24 protein-coding genes are annotated in these 24,315 nt (G+C 64.6%); 19 read left to right on the plus strand and 5 right to left on the minus strand.

The window, feature by feature from the left end; translation table 11 throughout:
- Window positions 1-21: 21 nt before the first annotated feature.
- From GDN70_RS16750 to GDN70_RS16760, 3 genes are read left to right on the plus strand one after another with little or no spacing between them, the layout of a single operon-like run.
- Window positions 22-234: a hypothetical protein gene (locus GDN70_RS16750; protein WP_018322293.1), complete on the plus strand. Its 213-nt coding sequence runs from the start codon at window positions 22-24 to the stop codon at window positions 232-234.
- Entirely contained in the window at window positions 231-902 is a 672-nt protein-coding gene (locus GDN70_RS16755) for a Fic family protein (RefSeq protein WP_038950436.1), read from the plus strand. Before GDN70_RS16750 ends, GDN70_RS16755 begins: the two co-directional genes overlap by 4 nt.
- A gap of 60 nt (window positions 903-962) precedes the next feature.
- Window positions 963-1,310: a hypothetical protein gene (locus tag GDN70_RS16760; protein WP_038950435.1), complete on the plus strand. Its 348-nt coding sequence runs from the start codon at window positions 963-965 to the stop codon at window positions 1,308-1,310.
- A 118-nt stretch (window positions 1,311-1,428) separates the two neighbouring features.
- Here GDN70_RS16760 and GDN70_RS16765 read toward each other — a convergent pair whose 3' ends face one another.
- Complete coding sequence (locus GDN70_RS16765) at window positions 1,429-2,085, minus strand: glutathione S-transferase family protein (RefSeq protein WP_038973494.1); 657 nt, start codon at window positions 2,083-2,085, stop codon at window positions 1,429-1,431.
- A 130-nt stretch (window positions 2,086-2,215) separates the two neighbouring features.
- On the opposite strand from GDN70_RS16765, the gene GDN70_RS16770 reads away from it, so the two are divergent.
- Both GDN70_RS16770 and GDN70_RS16775 read left to right on the plus strand, forming a co-directional pair.
- Window positions 2,216-2,530, plus strand: coding sequence for a hypothetical protein (locus GDN70_RS16770; RefSeq protein ID WP_038973495.1), 315 nt, complete (start codon window positions 2,216-2,218; stop codon window positions 2,528-2,530).
- A 129-nt stretch (window positions 2,531-2,659) separates the two neighbouring features.
- Window positions 2,660-2,935 (plus strand): twin-arginine translocation signal domain-containing protein, encoded by a 276-nt coding sequence (locus GDN70_RS16775; protein WP_095426235.1) that lies wholly within the window; start codon window positions 2,660-2,662, stop codon window positions 2,933-2,935.
- Window positions 2,936-3,111: 176 nt separating this feature from the next.
- On the opposite strand, the gene GDN70_RS16780 is transcribed toward GDN70_RS16775, so the two are convergent.
- Entirely contained in the window at window positions 3,112-3,360 is a 249-nt protein-coding gene (locus tag GDN70_RS16780) for a GCG_CRPN prefix-to-repeats domain-containing protein (RefSeq protein WP_026202719.1), read from the minus strand.
- Between the two features lie 316 nt (window positions 3,361-3,676).
- Window positions 3,677-4,375: a winged helix-turn-helix domain-containing protein gene (locus GDN70_RS16785; RefSeq protein ID WP_038973497.1), complete on the minus strand. Its 699-nt coding sequence runs from the start codon at window positions 4,373-4,375 to the stop codon at window positions 3,677-3,679.
- A gap of 246 nt (window positions 4,376-4,621) precedes the next feature.
- Here GDN70_RS16785 and GDN70_RS16790 point away from each other — a divergent pair, with 246 nt between their 5' ends.
- The 3 genes from GDN70_RS16790 (at window position 4,622) to GDN70_RS16800 (ending at window position 6,208) form a co-directional block, all read left to right on the plus strand.
- Complete coding sequence (locus tag GDN70_RS16790; RefSeq protein WP_018322300.1) at window positions 4,622-4,930, plus strand: NIPSNAP family protein; 309 nt, start codon at window positions 4,622-4,624, stop codon at window positions 4,928-4,930.
- A 24-nt stretch (window positions 4,931-4,954) separates the two neighbouring features.
- Window positions 4,955-5,305, plus strand: coding sequence for an antibiotic biosynthesis monooxygenase (locus GDN70_RS16795; RefSeq protein ID WP_026202720.1), 351 nt, complete (start codon window positions 4,955-4,957; stop codon window positions 5,303-5,305).
- Window positions 5,306-5,398: 93 nt separating this feature from the next.
- On the plus strand, window positions 5,399-6,208 hold the full coding sequence (locus tag GDN70_RS16800) for an oxaloacetate decarboxylase (RefSeq protein ID WP_028140978.1): 810 nt from the start codon (window positions 5,399-5,401) through the stop codon (window positions 6,206-6,208).
- A gap of 63 nt (window positions 6,209-6,271) precedes the next feature.
- Here the strand turns inward: GDN70_RS16800 and GDN70_RS16805 are convergent, their stop codons facing one another.
- The gene (locus GDN70_RS16805) at window positions 6,272-6,664 is read right to left on the minus strand and encodes a hypothetical protein (protein ID WP_028140977.1); all 393 of its coding nucleotides are present in this window, start codon (window positions 6,662-6,664) and stop codon (window positions 6,272-6,274) included.
- A 175-nt stretch (window positions 6,665-6,839) separates the two neighbouring features.
- On the opposite strand from GDN70_RS16805, the gene GDN70_RS16810 reads away from it, so the two are divergent.
- Window positions 6,840-7,484: a trimeric intracellular cation channel family protein gene (locus GDN70_RS16810; RefSeq protein WP_152102793.1), complete on the plus strand. Its 645-nt coding sequence runs from the start codon at window positions 6,840-6,842 to the stop codon at window positions 7,482-7,484.
- Window positions 7,485-7,540: 56 nt separating this feature from the next.
- On the opposite strand, the gene GDN70_RS16815 is transcribed toward GDN70_RS16810, so the two are convergent.
- Window positions 7,541-8,761: a cytochrome c gene (locus GDN70_RS16815; RefSeq protein ID WP_028140975.1), complete on the minus strand. Its 1,221-nt coding sequence runs from the start codon at window positions 8,759-8,761 to the stop codon at window positions 7,541-7,543.
- A 283-nt stretch (window positions 8,762-9,044) separates the two neighbouring features.
- On the opposite strand from GDN70_RS16815, the gene GDN70_RS16820 reads away from it, so the two are divergent.
- The 10 genes from GDN70_RS16820 to GDN70_RS16875 all read left to right on the plus strand — a co-directional run bounded on the left by GDN70_RS16820 (window position 9,045) and on the right by GDN70_RS16875 (window position 24,307).
- Window positions 9,045-12,536: an indolepyruvate ferredoxin oxidoreductase family protein gene (locus GDN70_RS16820; protein ID WP_038973498.1), complete on the plus strand. Its 3,492-nt coding sequence runs from the start codon at window positions 9,045-9,047 to the stop codon at window positions 12,534-12,536.
- A gap of 364 nt (window positions 12,537-12,900) precedes the next feature.
- Window positions 12,901-13,917, plus strand: coding sequence for a hypothetical protein (locus GDN70_RS16825; RefSeq protein WP_152102794.1), 1,017 nt, complete (start codon window positions 12,901-12,903; stop codon window positions 13,915-13,917).
- A 1,034-nt stretch (window positions 13,918-14,951) separates the two neighbouring features.
- Window positions 14,952-16,109 (plus strand): thiolase domain-containing protein, encoded by a 1,158-nt coding sequence (locus GDN70_RS16840; RefSeq protein WP_028140973.1) that lies wholly within the window; start codon window positions 14,952-14,954, stop codon window positions 16,107-16,109.
- A complete protein-coding gene (locus GDN70_RS16845; protein WP_152102795.1) occupies window positions 16,109-16,498 on the plus strand; it encodes a Zn-ribbon domain-containing OB-fold protein in 390 nt (129 codons plus the stop codon). The genes GDN70_RS16840 and GDN70_RS16845 overlap by 1 nt, the downstream gene beginning before the upstream one ends.
- A 208-nt stretch (window positions 16,499-16,706) precedes the next feature.
- On the plus strand, window positions 16,707-17,567 hold the full coding sequence (locus GDN70_RS16850; RefSeq protein WP_038950420.1) for a MaoC family dehydratase: 861 nt from the start codon (window positions 16,707-16,709) through the stop codon (window positions 17,565-17,567).
- Window positions 17,568-17,727: 160 nt separating this feature from the next.
- The gene (locus GDN70_RS16855) at window positions 17,728-18,606 is read left to right on the plus strand and encodes an SDR family oxidoreductase (protein WP_038950419.1); all 879 of its coding nucleotides are present in this window, start codon (window positions 17,728-17,730) and stop codon (window positions 18,604-18,606) included.
- 123 nt (window positions 18,607-18,729) lie between these two features.
- Window positions 18,730-19,683, plus strand: a complete 954-nt coding sequence (locus tag GDN70_RS16860) for a dihydrodipicolinate synthase family protein (protein WP_028140970.1) — start codon at window positions 18,730-18,732, stop codon at window positions 19,681-19,683.
- A 4-nt stretch (window positions 19,684-19,687) separates the two neighbouring features.
- Window positions 19,688-20,503, plus strand: a complete 816-nt coding sequence (locus tag GDN70_RS16865) for an NUDIX hydrolase (RefSeq protein WP_152102796.1) — start codon at window positions 19,688-19,690, stop codon at window positions 20,501-20,503.
- An 80-nt stretch (window positions 20,504-20,583) separates the two neighbouring features.
- Window positions 20,584-21,498, plus strand: a complete 915-nt coding sequence (locus GDN70_RS16870; RefSeq protein WP_095426242.1) for a DMT family transporter — start codon at window positions 20,584-20,586, stop codon at window positions 21,496-21,498.
- Window positions 21,499-21,619: 121 nt separating this feature from the next.
- Window positions 21,620-24,307 carry a PAS domain S-box protein gene (locus GDN70_RS16875; protein ID WP_038950414.1) on the plus strand — a complete coding sequence of 896 codons (2,688 nt, stop codon included), beginning with the start codon at window positions 21,620-21,622 and terminating at the stop codon, window positions 24,305-24,307.
- Window positions 24,308-24,315: the final 8 nt, after the last annotated feature.

Genomic DNA, 24,315 nt, shown 5'->3' on the forward strand with positions numbered 1-24,315 from the left:
GGGCACTACGTATAAAATCGCATGGTGCCCCTGAACGGACTCGTCTATATTGGTGTCATGACCGACGCACTCAAGAAGTTGATCGAAGCTGCCAAAACGGCCAATCCATCCCCGGAACATCGGGAGGAGCAGCGGCGGAGCTTCGTGTATGGCAATACCCATTTCGAAAATTCGCTCATCACGCGCGAAATGGTGGATCGTGAGGCCGAAAAGCTGGCCAAGGATAAAAAATGATAAGCGAAGAGCGTGAACGGCGCGATAGCCGTGCGCTCGAACCTGAGTTGATTACCGATCCTCAGGAAAAGGCTGCGGCCGAAGCTCGGAACGGGTTCCGTCAGTACGACGCAGCAATTGGCGTGATACAGACGGCTCTTGAGCGAGGCTCATTCAAGCTCCGTCCGTCACTCATCCTCGGTTTGCAGCGAGAAGCTTTATCGGGCATCAGCTCTTACGCTGGCAACTATCGCCCCGGCGGCGTTGCCATCGAGGGAAGCAAGCATGAGCCCGTTGGTGCACATCTGGTCCCCGAACTCGTTGAGGACATGTGCGACTACGTCAATGATCGGTGGGAGGCTAGCACGCCGATCCATCTCGGCGCCTATCTCATGTGGCGGCTGAATTGGATTCATCCGTTCGCGGACGGGAATGGTCGTACCTCCCGGATTGTCTCGTATGTCGTCCTTTCAATTCGTGCTGGTGCGCTTCTGCCGGGCACACCGACGATACCGGATCAAATTGTCGACAACCGAAAGCCCTATTTCGACGCGTTGGATGCGGCCGATTTAGCCTTTCGCGATGGAGATCGGATCGACGTCTCGCAGATGGAAGATTTATTGGCCTCACTGTTAGCGAACCAACTTGCGGAATTCTACAAGTCGGTTGGAGGTAAGCTACCTGGCTGAACGTGAGCCTTCGTTGCTAGGTTCTATTTGCAATCGAGCCACCTTAAAATTTCGAATCCAATGACCGCATCCGATCCGACCGACGAAATCTCCGACATCGAGGATCGCATCGAGCGGCTGGCCGAGATCGCCGAGCGGTGCCGAAAGTACATCCTGGCGTCCAAGATCGCGATCGGGGGCGGGGCGGCGCTGCTGTTGGTGACGATCCTCGGTGTGTTCGGCTTCGGTCAGACCGCAGCCCTCGGATCGATTGCGTTGGTGCTCGGCGGGATCGTGTCGCTCGGCTCGAACGTCTCCACGCTGCGGCAAACGGATGACGCCATCGGCGCCGCGGAGGCACGCCGGGCGGCGTTGATCGCCAGCATCGACCTGCGCGTCGTCGCTGATGCACCGCTGAAGCTGGTGTGACGCGGTGCCGTAGGGTGGGTTAGCTTGCGGCTGCGCGAAGCGCAGTCCGCTAGCGTAACCCACCAACGTCTACCTCGCCGGATGAAGGCGTTGGCGGATTACGCTCCGCTAATCCGCCCTACGCACCGGTGCGCGCCTTATCCGCTGCGGCGAAATGCGCCATTTGATCCGCGTGGGCCTTGGCGAAAGCCGGTCGGGCCGTCGCACGCGCGACGTAAGCGCGGCAGGCAGGACTGTCCGCCAGCCCGTCGAAACCACCGATGACGCGCAGCACGTCCGCCATCAGGATGTCGGCGACGGAGAAGGAGCCGGCTAGCCATTCGCGGCCGGCCAGCACCGGCTCGAGATGCTTGAGCCGAAGCTTGAGGAAGTCGTCGACGAATTTCCACGCAGCCGTGTCGGTGGGATGGCCCATGAATTTCGACATTCCCCAGGGCAGGCTCGCCATCTCCACCGAATTGAGTGCCGCGAACACCCATTCCGTCGTCTCGGCGCGGCCGCGCGGATCGGTCGGCATCAGCTTCGCACTGAGCCCGCCGAGATGCAGCAGGATCGCGCCGGTCTCGAAGATCGAGAGGTCGCCGTCGGTCAGCCACGGCACCTGGCCGAACGGCTGGTGCGCGAAATGTGCGGCGCCGCGATCGTCGAACGGGGCGCTCGCGACGCGATAGGGCAGCGCGGCCTCTTCGAGCGCCCAGCGCACGCGAAGGTCGCGCACGAATCCTCGCGGTGGTTCGGGAACCCAATTGAAGGTGGTCAGGGTGAGGTCGGCCATTTGCTGTCTCCGTGTCCTGGTTCGAAACAAAGGACGAGCGAAGGGCGCCCGTTCCGACACCCGCGCCAAGTCTTTTTGTCGGCGGCGGCGTATCCGGCTAGGCTCGCGCCAAACAACAGGAGGAAACCCGATGCCATCAGCTTTCTTCGTCGTCCGCGCCACCGTCTCCGATCCCGCCCAGCGCGCTGCTTTCGACAAATGGTACGAGACGGAACATGTGCCCGACGCGGTGAAGGCATTCGGCGTGAGTAAAGCCTGGCGGTTCTGGAGCCTGGACGATCCCTCGCTGCATCAGGCGATGTATCAGTTCGATGACGAGGCCAAGCTTGCGGCGGTGCTGAAGGGCGATGCGCTCAAGCAACTGGTCGCCGATTTCAAGCGCGACTGGCCCGACGTCAAGCGTTCGCGCGAGACGCTGGTGCTGGCGCAGGAGTTTGCGCAATAGGGCGCACCGAATGTCTGCCTCGCAACGGCTCTGAACACACGATTCAGCCTTGGTTGATTCAGCCTCGGTTCATGTCGTGACCGCGACACTCCCTCTGCATCACTTGCTCGGTAGCCTGGAGGATATGTCATGGAGCGTCGAAACTTTTTGAAACTTGCACTGGGGGTGACGGCGGGCGCCGCCGCCTTCGCCGCGACCGCGCAGGCCGCGCCGCTGTCGCCGCAGCCGCTCAGTGATCCCGCGCGCACGCCGCAAGGCAATCCCGACGCTCATCCGGCCGTCACCACCAGCGAGGAAGCCGCCAAGCTGACGCCCGAACAGGTTCACTGGCATGGCCGCCACCGGGGCTGGGGCCGCCGTCATTGGGGCTGGCGTCGCCGCCGTTGGCATCGCCGTCACTGGTAAGCCGCGGCAAGCCGCGAATTGGACGGGGATCGCAGCCGCGGTCCCCGTTTCGATTCCAGGCCGCTCAAATTCCACGGCGGACGAATCGTCGGCGGCAAGCCTGAAAGCGAACGAGCCTGAAAACGAAAATGGCCGCGCAGGCTGAACCTGCGCGGCCATCTTGCGATGCAAAGAGATCAGAACGGGCGGCAGCGGCCGGCGTACCAGCGGAAGCCATAGGGGCAAACACGCGCGCGCGGCACGACGACGACGGGCGGAGCGACCACTACAGGGGCGGGGCGCACAACGACCGCGCCGCGCATCGGGCGACAGCCGCCGTAGGCGCCACGATACCAACCCGGGCCGCAACCCTGCGCGGCGCTGGCGGCCTCGCTGAAACCGACAACCGCGCTGGCGAGCATGGCGGCGGCGAACAGGTATTTCATGTGATCTTCCTTCTCGTCCTTGGGGCAGGTCTTTTGGGGGCGGGTCTTTGGGGCAAGTCTTTGGAGTAAGTCTTTAGGAGCTTGGCGCTTGCGGCGCACAATGAATCAAAAGACACGATTCGACATGTTAAATTTTGCAACACGCCGACACGGTGCGATCCAAATCTGTCAATCATGACCTGAATGCGGCATGAACGTTCCGAGTATGCGGCTTGGCGCGACAGAAACTGGAGTTGGCGGCCGGCTCGGCAGAAATCCTCCAGGACGCCGGCCCGGGAGCATTCAGGCGCGCACTGCCGGTGCAGCGGCGCGCGGGTCAGTCCTTCCCATCGCCGAACAGCGCGGCAAACTGCTTCTCGCCGGTGCGGGTGAAGTTGACGATACGGCTGCCGGGCGTGGCGTCGCGCGCCGCCCATTTCAGCTCGGCGAAGCGCTGCATCATGGCGGCCCCCAGCGTGCCGGCGAGGTGATGCCGCCGCTCACTCCAGTCGAGGCAGGCCTTGCACACCGGGCGGCGCGGATGGGTGAGCATGCCGGTCGAGATCTGCAGATGCTTGGCGAGGAAGCGTTCGCCCTCAGCCGTCAGCTCGATGTCCTGCTTTTTCTGCCTGACCAGATTCCGCTCGCGCAGGGAATCCAGCATCTGCACGCCGAGATCGCCAGCGAGGTGGTCGTAGCAGATCCGCGCGCGCCGCAGCGCCGGGTCCTTCGGCCCGGTGCGCACCCGCATGTGGCCGGTCCGCGCGGCCAGGCCTGCGAGGCCCTCGAGCACGCCGGCGACGTCGTCGTCGGTGAGGCGATAGTAGCGGTGGCGGCCCTGCTTCTCCGGCTCGACCAGCCCGCCGGCCTCGAGCTTGGCCAGATGCGAACTCGCAGTCTGCGGCGTGATGCCGGCCTCCTGCGCCAGCTCGCTCGCCGTGAGCGCGCGGCCGTTCATCAGCGCGGTGAGCATGTTGGCGCGCGCGGGATCGCCGACCAGCGAAGCGACCAGGGCGATGTCGGGTCCTGATTTCATGCTTCGATGGTAGCCGAAGCATTGTGGTCGGGCAAGGGCGTAGCTTCTCACCAAGTCGTCATTGCGCGCGCAGCGAACCCGTAGGTGGGCAAAGGAGCGTAGCGACGTGCCCACCATTCGTCGTTGCGGGGAAACGACGTGGGCACGCTTCCGCCTTCGCTCTTCGAGCTACGGCGGACAAGTCGCTTTGCCCACCCTACGAGACTTTGCTTCGCTCGCAATGGCGGTCGCAACCCAGGAGCCATCATGTCCGTCACCGTCTTCATCCGCTATCAGATCGACCCGTTCAAGCGCGCGCAGTTCGAGGAATATTCGAAGCGCTGGCTCACCATCATCCCGAAATGCGGCGGTGACCTGATCGGTTATTTCATGCCGCATGAAGGCACCAACAACATCGCCTTCGGTCTGATCAGCTTCGAGAGTCTGGCCGCATACGAGGCCTATCGCGCGCGGCTGCGGCAGGACGCGGAAGGAATGGCGAATTTCCATTTCGCCGAGGAACACAAATTCATCCTCGCGGAAGAGCGCACCTTCCTGCGCAAGGTGGTATTGTAGGTCCGATAGCAGCAGGAGATGCCCATGATCGCCGTGATCTTCGAGGTCTGGCCGAAGCCGGAACACCGCCAGGACTATTTCGACCTCGCAGCCGATCTGAAGCCGATCCTGCAAACCATCGACGGCTTCATCTCGGTCGAGCGCTTCGAGAGCCTGACCGAGAAGGGCAAGATCCTGTCGGTGTCGTTCTGGCGCGACGAGGCGGCGGTGCAGGCCTGGCGCAACACGATGGAGCACCGCCGCACCCAGGCCAAGGGCCGGGCGCAGATCTTTGCCGATTATCATCTGCGCATCGCCAGCGTGGTCAGAGACTACGGCATGAATGACCGCGAGCAGGCGCCGAAGGACAGCCGGGCGGTGCACGACGCCCACTAACGCTGCCGGGTGCGCACTGGCGCTGCCGGGTGCGCACTGGCGCTGCCAGGTTAGGGCGCCTATGTCTGCGCGGCCAACAAAGGGAGAAGAAACATGCACGTCACGACCGCGGACAAGCGCGCCACCTTCAAGAAGATGCACGAAAGCGGCTGCTTCATCCTGCCCAATCCGGTCGATAACGGCAGTGCCAAGGCATTGCAGCATCTCGGTTTCAAGGCGATTGCGTCGTCGAGCGCGGGCTTTGCCTGGACCATCGGCAAGGCCGACAACCACGTCAACGTCGAGGACGTCTGTCAGCATCTGGCAGCATTGAGCTCGGCCGTCGACATCCCCGTCAACGCCGATTTCGAGGGCGGCTTTGCGGTCGAGCCGGACAGGGTCGCGGACAATGTCGAGCGCTGCGTGCGCACCGGCGTCGCCGGCCTGTCGATCGAGGATTCCACCGGCGACAAGGACAAGCCGCTCTACGATCGCGCACTCGCGGTCGAGCGCATCAAGGCCTCGCGCAAGGCGATCGGCGACAGCGGCACGCTGCTGGTCGGCCGCTGCGAAGCCTATCTGTGGGGCGTGACCGATTTGAAGCTCGTCATCGACCGGCTCACCGCTTACGCCGATGCCGGCGCCGACTGCCTCTATGCGCCGGGCCTGAAGACCCGCGAGGACATCTCTGCTGTGGTGAAGGCTGTCGCACCAAAGCCGTTCAACCTCTTGATCGGCGCCTCCGGCCTGTCGTTGCAGCAGGCCGAAGATCTCGGCGTGCGCCGGATCAGCGTCGGCGGCTCGCTCGCCCGCGCCGCCTGGGGCGGCTTCATGCGTGCGGCAAAGGAGATGGCGGAGAAGGGGACATTCACCGAGCTCGGCAGCGGCTATCCCGGCGGCGAACTCAACAAGATGTTCAGCTAGGAACACAACGAAAAAGCGGCGGGACTTTTTGAGTCCCGCCGCTTCACGCGCTATTGCGAAGTGTTACTTCGCGCCGTCAGACGGCTTCTGCGTGTCCGGGGCCGGCTTGGTCGGCGCCGCACCCGTCGTCACGCCCGGCTCGGTGTTGTTGCGCGGCGTCACGTCGCGCATACCGGGAGGCGCGGCCGGATTGGCAGGAGGCGCCTGCTGTGCGGTCTGAGTCGCCGGCGCGTTGCTGGCCTGGTTGCCAGTCGTCGTATTGTTCAGGCCGTAGAACACGGCACCCAGCACCAGTGCAATCGCAACGGCGAATAACGCAACCTTGCCGCTGGAGGCGGGGCCTTCGCCCAGCTCGGGATCGGCCTGAAGGTCGCCATCCCGGCGCGCCGCGCGAAGATACTCATCGTCGGCGAGGTTCGGGCGGTACGGATCGTTGGGAAAACGGTCGTCAGCCATCGATTGTCTCCTCGGTTGTGACGCCCGGACAACCCGTGGATGCGAGATTCTGTTCCGCGCCTCCTTATGCTTTCGTCGCATGTTGCCCCGCCACCGGGAATCGGGAACCTGTTCATTCGGGAACTGGACGCGAGTTCCATGGCTGCGACGAGGACAATCGCGAGGGAACAAGCCAATGTGGAGTTTGCCGCCAAGCGATACCGTGCTGCATTTCCTGTCCCTGGTTGCGATAGCCGCCCAGGGCATGACGGCTGCACTTGCTGCCGGACGCCGCAGCATGGACTGGTTAGGTGTGTGCTTCCTCGGCTGCATCACCGCGCTTGGCGGCGGCACGTTGCGCGATCTCTTCCTCGGGCACTATCCGTTGGTTTGGGTCGCCAATCCGATCTATCTGGCGCTGGCCGGTGGTGCGGCCTTCCTCACCATTCTGTTCGCGCGCCTCGTGCACCGGCTGAAGGTCGCTTTCATCGTGCTCGACGCGATCGGGCTCGTCGTCTTCACCATGGCCGGCTGCGACGTCGCCTGGCAGATGGATGCTTCGCTGCCGATCGTGATCGTCTCGGGCATGGTGACCGGGTGCGCCGGCGGCGTGTTGCGCGACGTGCTCTCCAACGACGTGCCGCTGCTGTTTCGGTCCGAGCTCTACGCCAGCGTCTCGGTCGTGACGGGACTGTTCTACGCCACCGCCTTCGGCCTCAACCTCAACGCCGAGCTCTGGACGATCCTGACCTTCGTGCTCGGTCTCAGCTTGCGCCTGCTCGCGGTGCGCTACAAATGGGAGATGCCGAAATTCGTGTTCACCGGGGACGAGGAGAGGTAGAGGTTACGTGACCTCACTCCATCCACATCGTCGTTACAGCAATGACGGGGATGGAGCTACTCCTGCTTCCTGGCCTTCGCCACCTGCGCCGGCGTCACCAGCGGGGCCGCATTGCCCCAGGAGTTGCGGATGTAGTTCGTCACCGCCGTGATCTCCTCATTGGACAGCCTGGCATAGGGCGGCATCTCGCCGGTGTTGGGCGCGCGCGGTGTGGTCACGGTGTGGGCGCCGTCGAGAATGATGCGCAACGTCGAGGACGGATTGATCGATTGCAGCAGCGCATTGCCCGGCAGCGGCGGATAGATGCGCGGCGCACCCGAGCCGTCGGCTTCATGGCAGGCGATGCAGAGCTTTGCGTAGACCGCCTGGCCCGCCTTCATCTCGGCATCATCAGGCGGCGCCACGATCGTCTCGCGCCGCGACGGCGGCAGGCTCTTCAGGTACACCGCGATCGCGCGCACATCGGCATCGCTCATCTTCGAGGTCGAGTTGACGACGACCTCCGCCATCAGCCCGCCGGCATGGCTCCTGACATTGCGCCCGCTCTGCAGATATTCGGCGATGTCCGCCTCGCTCCACGACTTCAGGCCCGTGCGGGAAGCGCCGTCGAGCCTTGGCGCGTACCAGCCACCGACCTCGTTGCCCGCGAGCGCCTGCGCCTGCTTGTCCGCGCCAAAATAGTTCTTCGGTGTGTGGCAGGCGCCGCAATGACCGAGCCCGGTGACGAGATAGCCGCCGCGATTCCACGCCGCGCTCTGGCTCTGGTCCGGCTCGTACAGGCCGGGCTTGAAATACATCGCGTTCCAGACCCGCATCAGGCCGCGATAGCCGAACGGCCAGCGCAGCTCCGGCGGCTTGTTGCGGCTGAGGACGGGCGCAAGCGTGCCGAGATAGGCGCGGATCGCCAGCGTGTCGTCCTTCGTCATCTTCGTGAAGTAGGGATAGGGGAAGGCCGGATAGTAGTTCGACCCGTCGGGCGCGACGCCCGTGCGCAATGCGCGGGTGAAATCGGCATCCAGCCAGGCGCCGATCCCGGTGTCGCGGTCCGGGGTCAGGTTCGGCGCATAGATCGCGCCGAATGGCGTGTCGATGCGCTTGCCGCCCGCGAACGGTTTTGCCGGATCGGCGGTGTGGCAGCCCGCGCAGTCGCCGGCCTCGACCAGCGTCTTGCCGTAGGCGATCAGCTCCGGCGACGGCTCGGCGGCGCGGGCTGCGCTTGCAACCGCACTGCACAACGCCAGGCCGACGAGAGCCGAGCCAGTCAGAATCGTCCGCATCGAAGCCTCTCCTGCGACCAATCGCCCGCATCGGGCACGACAGGGGCATCAGTTCGTTTCGCCACAGTGGGGGTATGGTGACACAAATTGAAAATGCCCAGCGTGTTTCAGGCCACGAAGTTGCGATTTTTACCCGGCGCTCCCTTTGGTCCAGATTTGTGATGCGGATCGTGAAATATCCGACATAGAGTGGCGAAACTGGTCGGCGCGCCCTAGCTAAAAACAACGGGAAGGCAGCGGCTTAAGTCAGCAAGACCTGAACAGGGCGCAAAAAGAGGACAGCATGGGCATCAACCAGGGTCCGATCAGTCTCGATCAAAAATACACCCAGGAAACCGGGCATGTCTTCACCACGGGCATCCAGGCCCTGGTCCGCCTGCCCATGGCCCAGATCCGGCGCGACCGCGCCAGCGGCCTCAACACCGCGGGCTTCATCTCCGGTTATCGCGGCTCGCCGCTCGGCGGCTACGACCAGCAGCTGTTTGCCGCCCGCAAGCATCTCGAACAGTACAACATCAAGTTCCAGCCCGGCGTGAACGAGGATCTGGCGGCCACCGCCATCTGGGGCTCGCAGCAGCTTAACCTCTCGCCCGGCGCGAAATATGACGGGGTGGTCGGCATCTGGTACGGCAAGGGCCCCGGCGTCGATCGCTGCGGCGACGTGTTCCGCCACGGCAATGCCGCAGGCTCCGCCAAGAACGGCGGCGTGCTGTGCCTTGCCGGCGACGACCATGGCGCAAAATCCTCGACCGTCCCGCATCAGTCCGACCACGCCTTCATGTCGGCGCTGATGCCGTATCTCTATCCCTCGAGCATCCACGAGATGATCGAGATGGGCCTGCTCGGCATCGCGATGTCACGCTATTCCGGTTGCTGGGTCGGCATGAAGGTGATCACGGAGACGGTGGAGACCACCGCCGAGATCGATCTCACCGACGAGATGAAGCCGTTCATCATCCCCGCCGATTTCGAGATGCCGCAAGGCGGACTCAATCTGCGCTGGCCCGACGACCGCTTCGAGCAGGACCGTCGCCTGCAGGACTACAAGGGCTTTGCCGCGATCGCCTTTGCGCGCGCCAACAAGGTCAACCGCATCACCATGGATTCGCCGAACGCCCGTTTCGGCATCATGGCGTCGGGCAAAAGCTATGAGGACGTCCGTCAGGCGCTGCGCGAGCTCGGCGTCACCGAAGAGGTCGCTGCCAAGATCGGCCTTCGCCTCTACAAGATCGGCATGCCCTGGCCGCTGGAGCCGGAAGGCGTGCATCAATTCGCCATCGGCCTCGAAGAGATATTCATCGTCGAGGAGCGCCGCGAGATCGTCGAGAACCAGGTCAAGCAGGTGTTGTTCAACTGGCGCGATGACGTGCGCCCGCGCATCGTCGGCAAGATGGACGAGCACGACAAGCGCTTCCTGACCTTCGCCGCCGAGCTCAGCGTTGCCTCGCTTGCGACCTCGCTTACCGAGCGACTTCTCAAGCTCGATCTCAACCCTGAGATTGCTTCGATGCTCCGCGCCAAGGCCGACTGGTTCAACGGCCGTCAGGCCACCCAGATGCAAGCGGTCGCACCTGTCTCCCGCACCCCGTATTTCTGCTCCGGCTGTCCCCACAACACCTCGACGAAGGTCCCCGAAGGCAGCCGGGCGCTCGCCGGCATCGGCTGCCACTTCATGGCGCTGTGGATGGACCGCTCGACCGAGACCTTTACGCATATGGGCGGCGAGGGCGTGCCGTGGGTCGGCATCGCACCCTTCACCAACGAGAACCATATCTTCGCCAATCTCGGCGACGGCACCTATTTCCACTCGGGCCTTCTCGCCATCCGCCAGGCGGTGGCGTCCAAGACCAACATCACCTACAAGATCCTCTACAACGACGCGGTGGCCATGACCGGCGGCCAGCGCCATGACGGCGATCTCTCGCCGCAGCAGATCACCCATCAACTCCACGCCGAAGGCATCCGCGAGATCTATCTGGTCTCGGAGGCGCCCGATGCCTATCCGGCCAGCACCATCGCGCCGGGCGTGAAGCTCTACCATCGCGACGAGCTGCAAAACGTCATGAAGATGTGCCGGGAACACAAGGGCACATCGGCGATCGTGTTCGTGCAGACCTGCGCCGCGGAAAAACGCCGCCGCCGCAAGCGCGGCCTGATGGAGGATCCGGCGCGCCGCGTCATGATCAATCCGGCCGTCTGCGAAGGCTGCGGCGACTGCTCGGTGCAATCGAACTGCATCTCGGTCGAGCCGCTGGAGACCGAGTTCGGTCGCAAGCGCGCCATCAACCAGTCCTCCTGCAACAAGGACTATTCGTGCCTGAAGGGCTTTTGCCCGTCCTTCGTCACCGTCGATGGCGGCAAGCCACGCCACCGCGCGCCGGCCGACCTTTCCGACATCGGTGCGATTGCCGAGCCGGCGTCGCGGCCGACACTCGACAAGCCCTATAACATCGCGGTCGGCGGCGTCGGCGGCACCGGCGTTCTCACCATCGGGGCGCTGCTCGGCATGGCCGCCCATATCGAGGGCAAGGCCTCGATGATCCTCGACATGTCGGGCCTTGCACAGAAGGGCGGGGCGGTGCTCAGCCATGTCCGCCTGTCGGATCACCCCGCGGAAGTGACCTGCTCGCGCATCGTCACCGGCACGGCCGATCTCGTGCTCGCCGCCGACGAGGTGGTCGCGGTCGCCAAGGACACGATCTCGCTCTGCGACTCCACACGGACCCGCGGCATCATCAACAGCCACGTCATTCCGACCGCCGATTTCGTCCTCAACCGCGACTTCAATTTCCAGACCCGCAAGCTGAATGGGCTCTTGGAAACGGCGCTGCACAAGGACTCGGTCTTCTTCGATTTCACCAAGCCGGCCGAGCAGCTGCTCGGCGACAGCATCGCCACCAACATGATGATGATGGGCTACGCCTATCAGAAGGGCCTGTTCCCGCTCTCGGCGGAATCGATCGAGCAGGCGATCGAGGTCAACGGCGTCTCGATCAAGATGAACAAGGAGGCCTTCCGCCTTGGTCGCCTCGCGGTCGCCGATCCCGCGCGTCTGGCCGACATGCTGAAGGGCACGGACCAGGTCGCAGCGCCCAAGTCGCTGGAGGCCATGACGCTCGATGAAGTCATCGAGCACCGCGCCAAGCACCTCACGGCCTATCAGAACAGCCGTCTCGCCAAGCGATATCGCAGGCTGATCGACCAGGTGCGCGACGCCGCGGTGAAGGGCGGTTATGGCGATGCGTTGCCGCGCGCGGTCGCAGTGAACTACGCCAAGCTGCTGGCCTACAAGGACGAATACGAAGTCGCGCGCCTCTACACCGACGGCGCCTTCGCCCAGCAGCTCCGCGATCAGTTCGAGGGCGACTTCAAGTTCAACTTCAACCTTGCGCCGCCGATCCTCGGCGGCGGCCTCGACGCGCTGGGACGCCCGAAGAAGCGAGCCTTCGGCCCCTGGATGCTGAACGTCTTCGGCGTGCTGGCGAAACTCAAATTCCTGCGCGGAACGCCGCTCGACATCTTCGGCCGCAGCGCCGACCGCAAGCTCGAGCGTGATTTGATCGCCGGCTACGAAAAGGACGTCGCAACCGTGCTCGGCCTGTTGTCGCCGGTCACGATCGACACCGCGGTGGAATTGCTCTCACTCCCCGACCGCATCCGCGGCTACGGCCCGGTGAAGGAGAAAGCTGTCGCGGACGCAAAGATGCGTTACGCCCAGCTCGCCGCCGATCTCGCCAACCCGCCGCCCGCGCCAAGGCAGATCGCGGCGGAGTAGGGCGGTTCCGTAGGTGCTGTAGGGCGGATTAGCGAAGCGCAATCCGCCACGTCCGTTGCCGTGGAGATCAATACGGCGGATTACGCCTTCGGCTAATCCGCCCTACGGCACTCCTTCCAGGAATAAGGCGCTCTCGTAGGGTGGGCAAAGGCGCAAAGCGCCGTGCCCACCATCTCGCCACGACTGCACCAGAAGACGTGGGCACGCTTCCGCCGTCGCCCTTCGAGCTACAGCGGACAAGTCGCTTTTTCCCTACGGACTAAATTCATCCGTTTGACAAGAGTTGTGGCCGCGCGATATCAGCAACTTGCGATAGTGAAGCGCGCCGGGCGATGCGGCCGTGCGCTATGCGGGGCGATGATCGATGTCATTGCGCACTGTGTTGATTCTGTTTCTGGCCGTCGGTGTGTTGGCGGCGTTGGGGATGTTCTGGAATCAGCATGCCATCGAACGCGTCATGCGCGATGGCTATGGCACCACCGGAAATATCATTTCGGCCAAAGTCGTCTCGCCGCGGTTTCCGTTCGTGTTTGACGGCGGCTGGCCGCGCTATGTCGACGAAAATCTGTCGATCGGATTGCAGTGGACCGGCAGGGATGGCGTCCAGCGCGAGCGCACGGGCATAGCGGTCAGTGCTGCCTATGCGGCGCGGATCATGGTTGGCAATCAGCTCAAGCTCCTGACGATCCCAATCCAGGCCGTTGACGACGATTCATCGCTTCCGGTCATTGTCGAAGATCTCGACGACCATCTGAGCCACATCCGGTCCACGTCGAGGTTCATGGCGGCGGGAGCGGGCGTTTGCGCCGTGCTCATGATGCTCGTGATCGGATGGCAGGCATGGTCGGCGCGTCGAGGCGGGCCGGGGAGCGCGACGATCGCCGCCGGAGCAAGGCGTCCCTTTCCTTACATCCTCGGGACCCTGACTGCTGTGATGCTTCCGTTCGGCGGCTACATGCTGGTGAACTCCTACATTGAGCAAAGCACGTTGAATGAGATCCTCGCCCATGGCGATGAAGCTACCGCCGATGTTACCCGCGCCTACGGTGAGGTGAACAAGGCCGGTGAGGCCCCGAGCTATCTCGTGACGCTGGCGTGGACCGACAAGAGCGGACGACAGCAGGCCTACGGACCGACCCATATCAGCCCGGCCTTCTGGCGGCAGATCACGCGCAACGGCGTCCAGACCGTCAGACAGATCAGGATCCGCTATCTCACGGGCAGACCTGATGCGGGGCCCCTGATCGTCGACGACGCGGCCGAGCGCCAACACCAGGACAGTTTTGGCGTGAAGGGAGGCGCTGTTCTTCTCGTCCTCGGACTGATGTTCGCCGGGCTGACCGCGTTCCGTTATCGCGCGCGCCCGAGCACCGCCTCGTAGCGAAGAGTCTGTCTTTCACCCCTCGTATCGGACGAGCGAGCAATGTTCACAGCTCGCTGCGGAGGCATCCGCTGAGGCCCGTGCCGCACAGCCCGACCTGACGGAAGGCAACTGGTCGGGACGGCGCAAGGTCCCGTAGGGTGGGCAAAGGCGCGAAGCGCCGTGCCCACGACCTCGCCAGGATTGCGAAGGACGTGGGCACGCTTCGCTTTGCCCACCCTGCGACACCACCCCTTGTGTTACCGCCGGGCGAAACATCCAAGAGACGAGTCAATCCCCGCGCGCAAAAACATTCCACTTTACCGAAATTCGGAATTGTCGTATCGGTCCGCCACCTCATCCCTCAAGAGGGGCGTATCGCGATCGTCACGAAACGCGGGGTGAGTGGCGGTGGACGCGGGCTGCGTCGCGCGGGCGATTGTCTCGTGCACGACGGGCGCGGTCTCGCGTACGGCAAAATCGTGTGGTCCTGACGCCCGCAGGCTGGCGTCAAGTCTTGCGCTTCGCTCGCAAGGCGACGGGGGCAATAGTGCATCGCTCCCCGGGGAGAGCGCGACATAAGCCGTAAAGCCACTGCGCAGGGAAGGCCGGATGTTTGGCCGCACCTGTATGCCGCTGTGCATCTGTTCTTCGCGCAATCGCGCACAGCGGACCGTGGGTGCCCAGCCGGCACCCGGTCTTCCCTGCGCCCTCTGTTCAAGGAGGGAGCGAGACGGAAGCAAAGCTCGGGCGAAACATGCCGCGAGGATGCGGGGGCGTGTCTGCAGGACAAGGTCTCGTGCCCCGGACGCTGCGCAGCACGAAGTGATGCGCTGCTGAGCCGGGGCCCATCTCGCAACGAAAACGCGGCCGCATGGGTCCCGGCTCTGCGCAGCAACGCCGAAGCGTTGCAGCGCGTCCGGGACACCAGAACATACCCCACTTGCGCCAGTCCGCTGCCCTCTCGCGGGGCGGAATATTTCCGCGCTTGCCAATCTGCCCAGTGCGGTTCAGAAAAACGGGGCAAATAAGAAAAGCCAGCGGAGACCTGAAGTTTGACCATCAAGGGCAAGGCCTACATTGCCGGGATCTACGAACACCCGACCCGGCATGCGCCGGACAAATCCACCGCCCAGCTCCATGCCGAGGTCGCCAAGGGCGCGATCGAGGATGCCGGGATCAGCAAGGACGACGTCGACGGCTATTTCTGCGCGGGCGATGCTCCGGGCGGCGCCTGGCCGATGGTCGATTATCTCGGCCTCAACACCAAAAAGCTCCGCCACGTCGATTCCACCGAGACCGGCGGCTGTTCCTACATCATCCATCTCGGCCACGCCGCTGAGGCGATCGCGGCAGGCAAGTGCTCGATCGCGCTGATCACGCTCGCCGGCAAGCCGCGCACCGGCGCGATGCCGCCGCGTGCGGCCGGCGCCGAGGTCGATTTCGAATCCGCTTACGGCGCGACCACGCACAATGCCTACGGCATGTGTGCCATGCGCCATATGCACGACTATGGCACCACCTCGGAGCAACTGGCCTGGATCAAGGTCGCAGCCTCCCATCACGCGCAATACAATCCGCATGCCATGCTCAAGGACGTCGTCACCGTCGAGGACGTCCTGAACTCACCGATGATCTCCGATCCCCTGCACCGCATGGATTGCTGTGTCGTCTCCGACGGCGGCGGCGCGCTGATCGTGACGACGCCGGAGATTGCCAAGAGCCTGAAGAAGCCGCTGGTCAAGCTGATCGGCCATGGCGAAGCCATGAAGGGCCCGCGCGGCGGCAAGGATCTCGATCTCACGTACTCCGCCGGCATCTGGTCCGGCCCGCGCGCGTTCGAGGAAGCCGGCATCACGCCGAAGGACATCAAATACGCCTCGATCTACGACAGCTTCACCATCACGGTGCTGATGCAGCTCGAGGATCTCGGGTTCTGCAAGAAGGGCGAGGGCGGCAAGTTCGTCGCCGACGGCAATCTGATCTCGGGCGTCGGCAAGCTGCCGTTCAACACCGATGGCGGCGGCCTCTGCAGCAACCATCCCGTCAACCGCGGCGGCATGACCAAGATCATCGAGGCCGTCAGGCAGCTGCGCGGCGAGGCGCATCCGAAGGTGCAGGTCAGGAATTGCGATCTCGCCATTGCCCACGGCACCGGCGGCCTCCTGGGCGTCCGCCACGCCGCCTCGACGGCCATTCTGGAGCGCGTGTGATGGTAGATGCAAAGAAATATCCGGCTCCGGTGACGAACCCCGAGACCGCAGCGTTCTGGGACGCAGCCAAGCAAGGCAAGTTCATGATCAAGCGCTGCACGGCGTGCGGCGAAGCGCATTACTTCCCGCGCTCGATCTGCCCGTTCTGCTACTCCGACAAGACGGTCTGGGAGGAAGCGTCGGGCGAGGGCACGATCTACACCTGGAGCCTGATGCGGAAATCGCCGACCGGGCCCTATGCCATCGGCTACGTCACGCTGAAGGAGGGGCCGTCGGTGCAGACCAATTTCGTCGACTGCGATCTCGAGAAGCTGAAGATCGGTCAGAAGGTGAAGGTGGTGTTCAAGCCGACCGACGGCGCACCGCTGCCGTTCTTCGCACCGGCCTGATTGCTTTCTTCCCTTCTCCCCTTGTGGGAGAAGGTGGCGCAAAGCGCCGGATGAGGGGTTCTCTTCCCAGAGAGACTTTTGCCGAGGAGCCAACCCCTCACCCAAATGAGTTTGTCGCACGGCTCTCGCGGCCCTCTTCCACAAGGGGAGAGGGCACATTAACGAGCGCCGTTGCTCGCTGAGAGAAATGCCGGAGGAAACCAAAAAAATGTCCGCCAGATACGAAGAGCTCAAAGGCCTGAAGAACCTTGGCCAGAAATACGCCTACACCGACCGCGAGGTGATGCTCTATGCCTATGGCATCGGCCTCGGCGCCGATCCCATGGACGAGAAGGAGCTCGCTTTCGTCAACGAGGGCACGCTGACGCCGCGGCCGCTGAAGGTGGTACCGACGTTTGCGTCCGTCGCAGCCTGGGGCGCGGGCCCCGGCGAGATGAACCTCAACCGCGTCATGGTCGTCGACGGTGAGCGCGACATCACCTTCCACCAGCCGCTGCCGGTGGCCGCGCACATCACGGCCGACTCCTCCGTCGTTGAGGTCTACGACAAGGGCAAGGACAAGGGCGTCGTCATCGCGCACCAGACCGTGCTCAAGAACGAGAAGGGCGAGAAGCTTGCGACACTCGTCGCCTCGCGCTTTGCCCGCGGCGACGGCGGCTTTGGCGGGCCGAGCCTGACCCAGCCAGATCCGCACAAGATCCCCTCGCGCACGCCTGACAAGACCATCGACATCACCACGCGTCCCGACCAGGCGCTGGTCTATCGCCTCTGCGGCGACCGCAATCCGTTGCACAGCGATCCCGAGTTCGCCAAGAAGGCCGGCTTCCCGCGTCCGATCCTGCACGGCATGTGCACCTACGGCATCACCTGCCGCGGCGTGCTTCAGACCTACGCCGATTACGACGCAAGCGCATTCCGCCAGCACGTCGCGCGGTTCTCCTCGCCGGTCTATCCCGGCGAGACCGTAACCATGGACCTCTGGAGGGACGGCAACACGATCTCGTTCGAAGCGAAGGTGAAGTCGCGCGGCGTCACCGTGATCAAGAACGGCAAGACGGTCTTAGGTTAGGGCGGTCTCGTGCCCCGGACGCAACGCAGCACGCAGTGATGCGCTGCAGAGCCGGGGCCCAGAGGCGGTAGCAAAGAGCTGGGTCCCGGCTCTGCGAAGCAGCGTTTCACGCTGCATCGCGTCCGGGACACGAAACAATAAGAGCAAGGGAGAGGCCACCATGGGACTACTCGACGGCAAGGTCGCGCTGATCACCGGCGCTGGCGGCGGGCTCGGTGAGGCCTACGCGAAGCTGTTTGCGCGGGAGGGGGCCTCGGTCGTCGTCAATGACCTCGGCGGTCCCCGTGACGGCTCCGGCGCCGACAAGTCGATGGCGCAGCTCGTGGTGGACGCGATCACGGCCGAGGGCGGCAAGGCGGTCGCCAACGGCGCCGATATCTCCACCATGGAGGGCGGCCAGTCGGTGTTCGACGACGCCATCAAGCATTTCGGCCGCGCCGACATCCTCGTCAACAATGCCGGCATTTTGCGCGACCAGACTTTCGCAAAGGCCAGCGAATCCGACTGGGACAAGGTCATCAAGGTGCATCTGAAGGGCACCTTTTGTTGCACCATGCCGGTGTTTCGCTGGATGCGGGAAAATGGCGGCGGTGTCATCGTCAACACCTCCTCGACATCAGGGCTGATCGGCAATTTCGGCCAGACCAATTACGGCGCGGCCAAGGGCGGCATCTGGGGCCTCTCCAACGTGCTGGCGATCGAGGGCCGCAAATACAACATCCGGATCTGGACGCTGGCCCCGGGCGCCCTGACCCGCATGACCGCAGACCTGCCCCGCTATAAGGAGAACCCCTCGGCGGCGCTGGGGCCGGACGGCATCGCGCCGGCCGTGCTATACATGGTCAGCGACTTGTCGGGCGACCAGACCGGCAAGGTGCTGGGCGTGTCCGGGCCCCGCGGCGTGCGCGAGATGCGGATGATGGAAATGGAAGGCTGGAAACCGCCGCACACGGGCTGGAAGGCCCAGGACATCGCCGATCACGCCAAGGAGATCTTCTTCTCCGAGGAGCAGATCAAGATGGGCGCGCGGCGGTTTTAGGAGCCGTCATCCCGGGGCACGCGAAGCGTGAGCCCGGGATCCATACTCCGGATCGTGGTTATGGATTCCGGGCTCGCGACTGCGTCGCGCCCCGGAATGACAACAGAGAGAGACGAGGACTAGATGAAACTGACCGCCGACGCCAAGGGCACTTTCGCAATCGCGCCGACGCCGTTCCACGACGACGGCCGGATCGACGAGCGCTCGATCGATCGCCTGACCGATTTCTACGAGGAGGTCGGCTGCGACGGCGTCACGGTGCTGGGCATCCTCGGTGAGGCCCCCAAGCTCGATGCCGCCGAGGCCGAGCAGGTGGCGGTGCGCTTCGTCAAGCGTGCCAGGAAGATGCAGGTGATCGTCGGCGTCTCCGCGCCCGGCTTTGCCACCATGCGCTCGCTGGCCAAGGCCTCGATGGACGCCGGCGCGGCCGGCGTCATGATCGCGCCGCCGCCGAGCCTGCGTACCGACGACCAGATCGTCGGCTATTTCAAGCAGGCGGCCGAGGCGATCGGGCCGGATGTGCCCTGGGTGCTCCAGGATTATCCGCTGACCCTGTCGGTGGTGTTCACTCCCGCCGTGATCCGCAAGATCGTCATGGACAATCCGAACTGCGTGATGCTCAAGCACGAGGACTGGCCGGGACTTGAGAAGATCACGACCCTGCGCGGCTTCCAGAAGGACGGCTCGCTCCGTCCGCTCTCGATCCTCTGCGGCAATGGCGGCACGTTCCTGGACTTCGAGATGGAGCGCGGTGCCGACGGCGCCATGACCGGTTACGCCTTCCCGGAGCTTCTGATCGACGTCGTGAACCTCTCCAAGGCCGGCAAGCGCGATGCCGCGCATGATCTGTTCGACGCGCATCTGCCGCTGATCCGCTACGAGCAGCAGCCCGGCGTCGGCCTGACCATCCGCAAATACGTGCTGCAGAAGCGCGGCATCATCGCCTCCAGCGCCCAACGCAAGCCCGGCGCGACCATCACGGCGATGGCGAAGGCGGAGGTCGAATATCTGCTGTCGCGCGTCGCCCGCGTCGACAAGCGCGCCAATCTCGGCCCGCAATCCAGCGCGGCAGGTTAGTTGGATGGCCGAAACATCAGCATCACGCCCGGCGTCGACGATCCTCCTGCTGCGCGACGGCCCCACGGTCGACGGCAAGAGCCGCGGCGAAATCGAGGTCTTCATGATGGTCCGCCATCATCAGATCGAGTTCAACTCGGGCGCGCTGGTGTTTCCCGGCGGCAGCGTCGATGCCGGCGACAACGAGATCGTTGCCCGCTCCGACCTGTATTCGGGCGGTGAAGGCCTCAGCGAGGCGGATCGCGGTTTTCGCATCGCCGCGATCCGCGAGACCTTCGAAGAGAGCGGCATCCTGCTGGCGCGGTCAAAGGGGACGGGCGCGCCTGTCGATGCCAGGCGTGCCGGCGAGATCGCCGACAAGCACCGCGTCGCGCTCAACGAGCACAAGGTCAGCTTCCTGAGCATCCTGGTCGACAACGACCTTCAGCTCGCACTCGACACGCTCGTGCCTTACGCGCACTGGATCACGCCGGAGGGCATGCCCAAGCGCTTCGACACATGGTTCTTCCTTGCCGCGGCGCCACCCGACCAGCTCGGCGCCCATGACGGAAGGGAGTCGACCGATTCGATCTGGGTCTCGCCGCGCGAGGCGGTGGAAGGCGGCGAGAGTGGCCGCTTCAAGCTGCCGTTTCCGACCACGCGCAATCTGATCCGGCTGGCGAAGCAGGGCAGCGTGAAAGACGCGCTCGACCATGCCAAGGGCATGTCGATCGTCACGGTGATGCCCGTGATGACCAAGACCGAAACCGGCCGTCAGCTCCGTATCCCCCGCGAAGCCGGCTACGACGGCGAGGTGTTCGAGGTCGGGGCGCTGGGCTAATACACTTCGACACGTAACGAACTATCTGCGACCGCAGACGCGCTAGGTTCCGTCCCTGACAACGGGACGGAGCGCGCGGAATGGACAGCCGGCAGGACACCAACATCGCCGTCGAGCTGGCGCTCCTGGTCGCGCTCGCGACGCTCTGGGGCGGCTCCTACACCTTCATCAAGCTTGGCGTCGCCACCATTCCCCCAATTACCTTGATCGCGGCGCGGACCACGATCGCGGGCCTCCTGCTGCTCGTCGTGATGTGGGCGCGCGGCATCAGGATGCCGATGGACGCAGCGGCTTGGCAGCGCTTCGCCTTCCAGGCCGTGCTCAACAGCGTCATTCCCTGGACGCTGATCGCCTGGGGCGAGCGCCATGTCGATGCCGCGCTCGCCACCATCCTCAACTCGGCCGGACCGATCTTCACCTTCCTGCTCACGGCGGTCGTCACCCGCCACGAGGCGACAAGCCCGCGAAAGCTGTTCGGCGTGATCGCGGGCATGGCCGGCATCCTGCTGATCGTCGGCGTCGATGCCTTCCACGACATCGGCAGCGGTCTCCTCGCGGAGGCGGCCATCGTCGCCGCCACCATCTGCTACGCCTGCGCCGCGATCTTCGGCCGCAGCTTCAAGGGCCTCGACCCCATGGCACCCGCTGCCGGCTCGCTGCTGGCGGGGGCGGCGGTCCTGATCCCGGCCTCGCTCGTGGTCGAGCAGCCCTGGACGCTGTCGCCGTCGCCGAGCTCGGTGCTGGCACTGCTCGCGCTCGCCGTGTTCTCGACGGCCGCGGCGTTTGCGATCTATTTCCGCCTGATCCAGACCCTGGGCTCGGTCGGCACCACCGCGCAGGCCTATCTGCGGGTGCCGATCGGGGTCGCCATCAGCGTCGCCTTCCTCGGTGAGAGCCTGAGCCAGACCGCCTGGATCGGGCTTGCCTGCGTCGTCCTCGGCGTCGCCGCCATGACGATCCCGGCCCGGCGGCAGGCAAGCGTCAAACCGTCATAGATCGGGCAAGGGGGCTTCGACGCCCCCAATATTAAGGATAATCGGCGGCCCGAGGCATGTTTCCCCGGGGCCGCAATACGTCGTATATTGGGCCTCCAATATCCCGGTCCCTCAAAGCCCAATGTCCGCCGAATTGACGCCGACCCCTGAGAAAAAGCGAACATTCTCGCTCTCCATCGGCCAGCTCACTTTCGGCAGCTTCCTGTTGGTGCTGGCGGTGATCATCGTCACGTCGACCGCGAGCGTGATCGCGATCCGGCACATCGACACCACCTTCGCCGAGCTGCAGCGGCTCCAGAGCGTCGGTGACCTCGCCGAGGACATCGATCGCCGCATGAACGAGTTGCGGCTTGCCGCGCGCGACTTCGTCACCGATCCCGGCGCCGGCATCCAGTTCAAGCAGGTCGGCGAGGCGGCCTCGACGCTCAGCGACATCCTGAAGAAGACCCGCATCGAGCTCGCGCCCGAGCAGCAGGACATGATCGACGGGGTCACCGAGCGGCTCGCGACTTATCGCAACGGCCTCGAGCGGATATCGACCCTGATCGATCGCCGCGCCCAGCTGCTCGCCGGCCTGCCGCCGCTGCGCGAACAGTTCGATGTGGCTGTCTCCGGTGCGGCCGACCGTGATCTGGCATCGCGCCTGTCGGAGGCGCAGAGCCGGATCGCGCTCGGGCTGCTCGCGCGCAACCCGTCCGCGGCCGAGCAGGCCGCGCAGAACATGCGGGCCCTGAACATTGTCGATGCCCGGCTGAAATCGGCGGTGAACGATTATGCCGAGGCCATCATGGCCGTGGCCGTTCGCGAGCGGCAGATCGCCGACATCGACCGCGAGGTGCTGGGAACCGAGGGCCGGCTGATCGGTCGCGTCACCGAATTGCTGCGCGAGGTCAGCGACCGGCGCGGCCACGTGCTGTCGCGCGACTTCGCCCGGACGCTGACGGAAGCGCGATGGCAGAGCATCGTGCTTGGCACCATCGGCGTGCTGATCGGCATCGGCGCTGCCTTGTTCGTGGTGCGCAGGACGGTGCGTCCGCTCGCCCAGATCGCCCGCTCCATCCGCGCGCTTGCGGCGGGCCGGAAGGACACCTCGATCCCGTCGGCCGACCTCGACAACGAGATCGGCGACATCGCGCGTGCAGCCGAAGTGTTCCGCCGCGCGCTGGAGGAGGCCGACACGGCGCGCGAGGCAGCGGTGCGCGCGCTCACCGAGCAGCGCCTCGCCGAAGAGAGCTACCGAAAGCTGTTCGAGGGCTCGGTCGACGGCATCTATGTGACGACGCCGGCCGGCGATCTGCTCAACGCCAATCCGGCGCTGGCGCGGATGATGGGCTATGACAGCCCGCAGCACCTCATCGACAGCATCAACGACATCGCCCACACCATCTACGTCCATCCCGAGGCACGCGTCGAATACCAGCGGCTGATGGCGCGCGACGGCATGGTGCGCGAGTTCGAGTACCAGGTGCGCCAGCGCAGCGGCGACATCCTGTGGCTCTCGGACAGCGCCACCGGCGTGCGGGACGAAGCGGGCAACATCGTCCGCTACGAGGGCACGCTGCGCGACATCACCGACCAGAAGCGGGCGGAAGACGCCATCGCCGAAGGCCGGCGCCTGCTCCAGCAGGTCATCGACACCGTGCCGGCGGTGATCAACGTCAAGGACCGCGACCTGCGCTATGTGCTGATGAACCGCTATATGGCCGGCATCTTCGGCATCGAACCCGGCGACGCGCTCGGCCGCACCACGGCCGACCTGATGTCGCGCTACGGCGCGGCCAAGACCGACGAGAACGACAAGCGCGTGCTCAGCATCCGCAAGGGGCTCGGCTTCTATGAGGAGGAGTACAAGGACTCCGCCGGCAACATGCGGCAATGGCTGGTCAACAAGCTGCCGCTGCTCGATGCCGAGGGCGAGATCGAGCGGATCGTCACCGTCGCGCTCGACATCGGCGAGCGCAAGCGCGGTGAGCAGGAGATGCGCAAGGCCAAGGAGTCCGCCGAGACCGCGCTGCGCAATCTGCGCGAGACCCAGGCCTCGCTGATCGAGGCCGAGAAGCTCGCCGCGCTCGGACGCCTCGTCGCCGGCGTCGCCCACGAGGTCAACAATCCCGTCGGCATCAGCCTCACGGTCGCCTCCGCGCTGGAGCGCAAGACCGCGATGTTCACCTCCGAGGTCGAGCGCGGCGAGCTGCGCCGCTCCACGCTCAACGACTTCCTCAACACCAGCCGCGATGCATCCTCGCAGCTCGTCTCCAATCTCAATCGCGCCGCCGAGCTGATCCAGTCGTTCAAGCAGGTCGCCGCCGACCGCAACTATTCGGATCAGCGCAGCTTCGATCTCGGCGACCTCACCGAGCAGGTGGTGATGAGTCTGAGGCCGGGCCTGCGCAAGCACAATCTGACGCTCAATGTCGAGTGCCAGCCCGATCTCACCATGAATAGCTATCCGGGCCCGTACGGCCAGGTGCTGACCAATCTGTTTCTCAATTCGGTGGCGCACGCCTTCCCGGACGGCCGGCCGGGAACCATCGACATCCAGGTCCGCGAGTCCGGCAAGGACAATGTCGAGATCATCTTCTCGGACAATGGTTGCGGCATGTCACTCGACGTCCGACGCCGTGCCTTCGATCCGTTCTTCACGACGCGGCGCGACCAGGGCGGCACCGGTCTTGGATTGCACATCGTCTACAGCATCGTCACCAACCGGCTCGGCGGGCGGCTCGATCTCGATTCCGAACCGGGCAGTGGCACCCGCATCCAGATCATCCTGCCGCGCACGGCGCCGCTGGAGCAGGCTGCGGAATAGCTCGTGCG

This window comes from Bradyrhizobium sp. TM102 (assembly GCF_009176685.1).
GTDB classification, from domain to species: Bacteria; Pseudomonadota; Alphaproteobacteria; order Rhizobiales; family Xanthobacteraceae; genus Bradyrhizobium; species Bradyrhizobium ottawaense.

What these genes read in the sequence shown, in the direction of transcription:
- GDN70_RS16870 (WP_095426242.1), top strand. Translation starts at nt 20,584, where the DNA reads ATGGACAGCCGGCAGGACACCAACATCGCCGTCGAGCTGGCGCTCCTG.
- GDN70_RS16865 (WP_152102796.1), top strand. Translation starts at nt 19,688, where the DNA reads ATGGCCGAAACATCAGCATCACGCCCGGCGTCGACGATCCTCCTGCTG.
- GDN70_RS16800 (WP_028140978.1), top strand. Translation starts at nt 5,399, where the DNA reads ATGCACGTCACGACCGCGGACAAGCGCGCCACCTTCAAGAAGATGCAC.
- GDN70_RS16810 (WP_152102793.1), top strand. Translation starts at nt 6,840, where the DNA reads ATGTGGAGTTTGCCGCCAAGCGATACCGTGCTGCATTTCCTGTCCCTG.
- GDN70_RS16765 (WP_038973494.1), bottom strand. Translation starts at nt 2,085, where the DNA reads ATGGCCGACCTCACCCTGACCACCTTCAATTGGGTTCCCGAACCACCG.
- GDN70_RS16815 (WP_028140975.1), bottom strand. Translation starts at nt 8,761, where the DNA reads ATGCGGACGATTCTGACTGGCTCGGCTCTCGTCGGCCTGGCGTTGTGC.
- GDN70_RS16825 (WP_152102794.1), top strand. Translation starts at nt 12,901, where the DNA reads ATGTCATTGCGCACTGTGTTGATTCTGTTTCTGGCCGTCGGTGTGTTG.
- GDN70_RS16805 (WP_028140977.1), bottom strand. Translation starts at nt 6,664, where the DNA reads ATGGCTGACGACCGTTTTCCCAACGATCCGTACCGCCCGAACCTCGCC.
- GDN70_RS16795 (WP_026202720.1), top strand. Translation starts at nt 4,955, where the DNA reads ATGATCGCCGTGATCTTCGAGGTCTGGCCGAAGCCGGAACACCGCCAG.
- GDN70_RS16770 (WP_038973495.1), top strand. Translation starts at nt 2,216, where the DNA reads ATGCCATCAGCTTTCTTCGTCGTCCGCGCCACCGTCTCCGATCCCGCC.
- GDN70_RS16755 (WP_038950436.1), top strand. Translation starts at nt 231, where the DNA reads ATGATAAGCGAAGAGCGTGAACGGCGCGATAGCCGTGCGCTCGAACCT.
- GDN70_RS16790 (WP_018322300.1), top strand. Translation starts at nt 4,622, where the DNA reads ATGTCCGTCACCGTCTTCATCCGCTATCAGATCGACCCGTTCAAGCGC.
- GDN70_RS16820 (WP_038973498.1), top strand. Translation starts at nt 9,045, where the DNA reads ATGGGCATCAACCAGGGTCCGATCAGTCTCGATCAAAAATACACCCAG.
- GDN70_RS16860 (WP_028140970.1), top strand. Translation starts at nt 18,730, where the DNA reads ATGAAACTGACCGCCGACGCCAAGGGCACTTTCGCAATCGCGCCGACG.
- GDN70_RS16785 (WP_038973497.1), bottom strand. Translation starts at nt 4,375, where the DNA reads ATGAAATCAGGACCCGACATCGCCCTGGTCGCTTCGCTGGTCGGCGAT.
- GDN70_RS16875 (WP_038950414.1), top strand. Translation starts at nt 21,620, where the DNA reads ATGTCCGCCGAATTGACGCCGACCCCTGAGAAAAAGCGAACATTCTCG.
- GDN70_RS16845 (WP_152102795.1), top strand. Translation starts at nt 16,109, where the DNA reads ATGGTAGATGCAAAGAAATATCCGGCTCCGGTGACGAACCCCGAGACC.
- GDN70_RS16750 (WP_018322293.1), top strand. Translation starts at nt 22, where the DNA reads ATGGTGCCCCTGAACGGACTCGTCTATATTGGTGTCATGACCGACGCA.
- GDN70_RS16775 (WP_095426235.1), top strand. Translation starts at nt 2,660, where the DNA reads ATGGAGCGTCGAAACTTTTTGAAACTTGCACTGGGGGTGACGGCGGGC.
- GDN70_RS16760 (WP_038950435.1), top strand. Translation starts at nt 963, where the DNA reads ATGACCGCATCCGATCCGACCGACGAAATCTCCGACATCGAGGATCGC.
- GDN70_RS16780 (WP_026202719.1), bottom strand. Translation starts at nt 3,360, where the DNA reads ATGAAATACCTGTTCGCCGCCGCCATGCTCGCCAGCGCGGTTGTCGGT.
- GDN70_RS16850 (WP_038950420.1), top strand. Translation starts at nt 16,707, where the DNA reads ATGTCCGCCAGATACGAAGAGCTCAAAGGCCTGAAGAACCTTGGCCAG.
- GDN70_RS16855 (WP_038950419.1), top strand. Translation starts at nt 17,728, where the DNA reads ATGGGACTACTCGACGGCAAGGTCGCGCTGATCACCGGCGCTGGCGGC.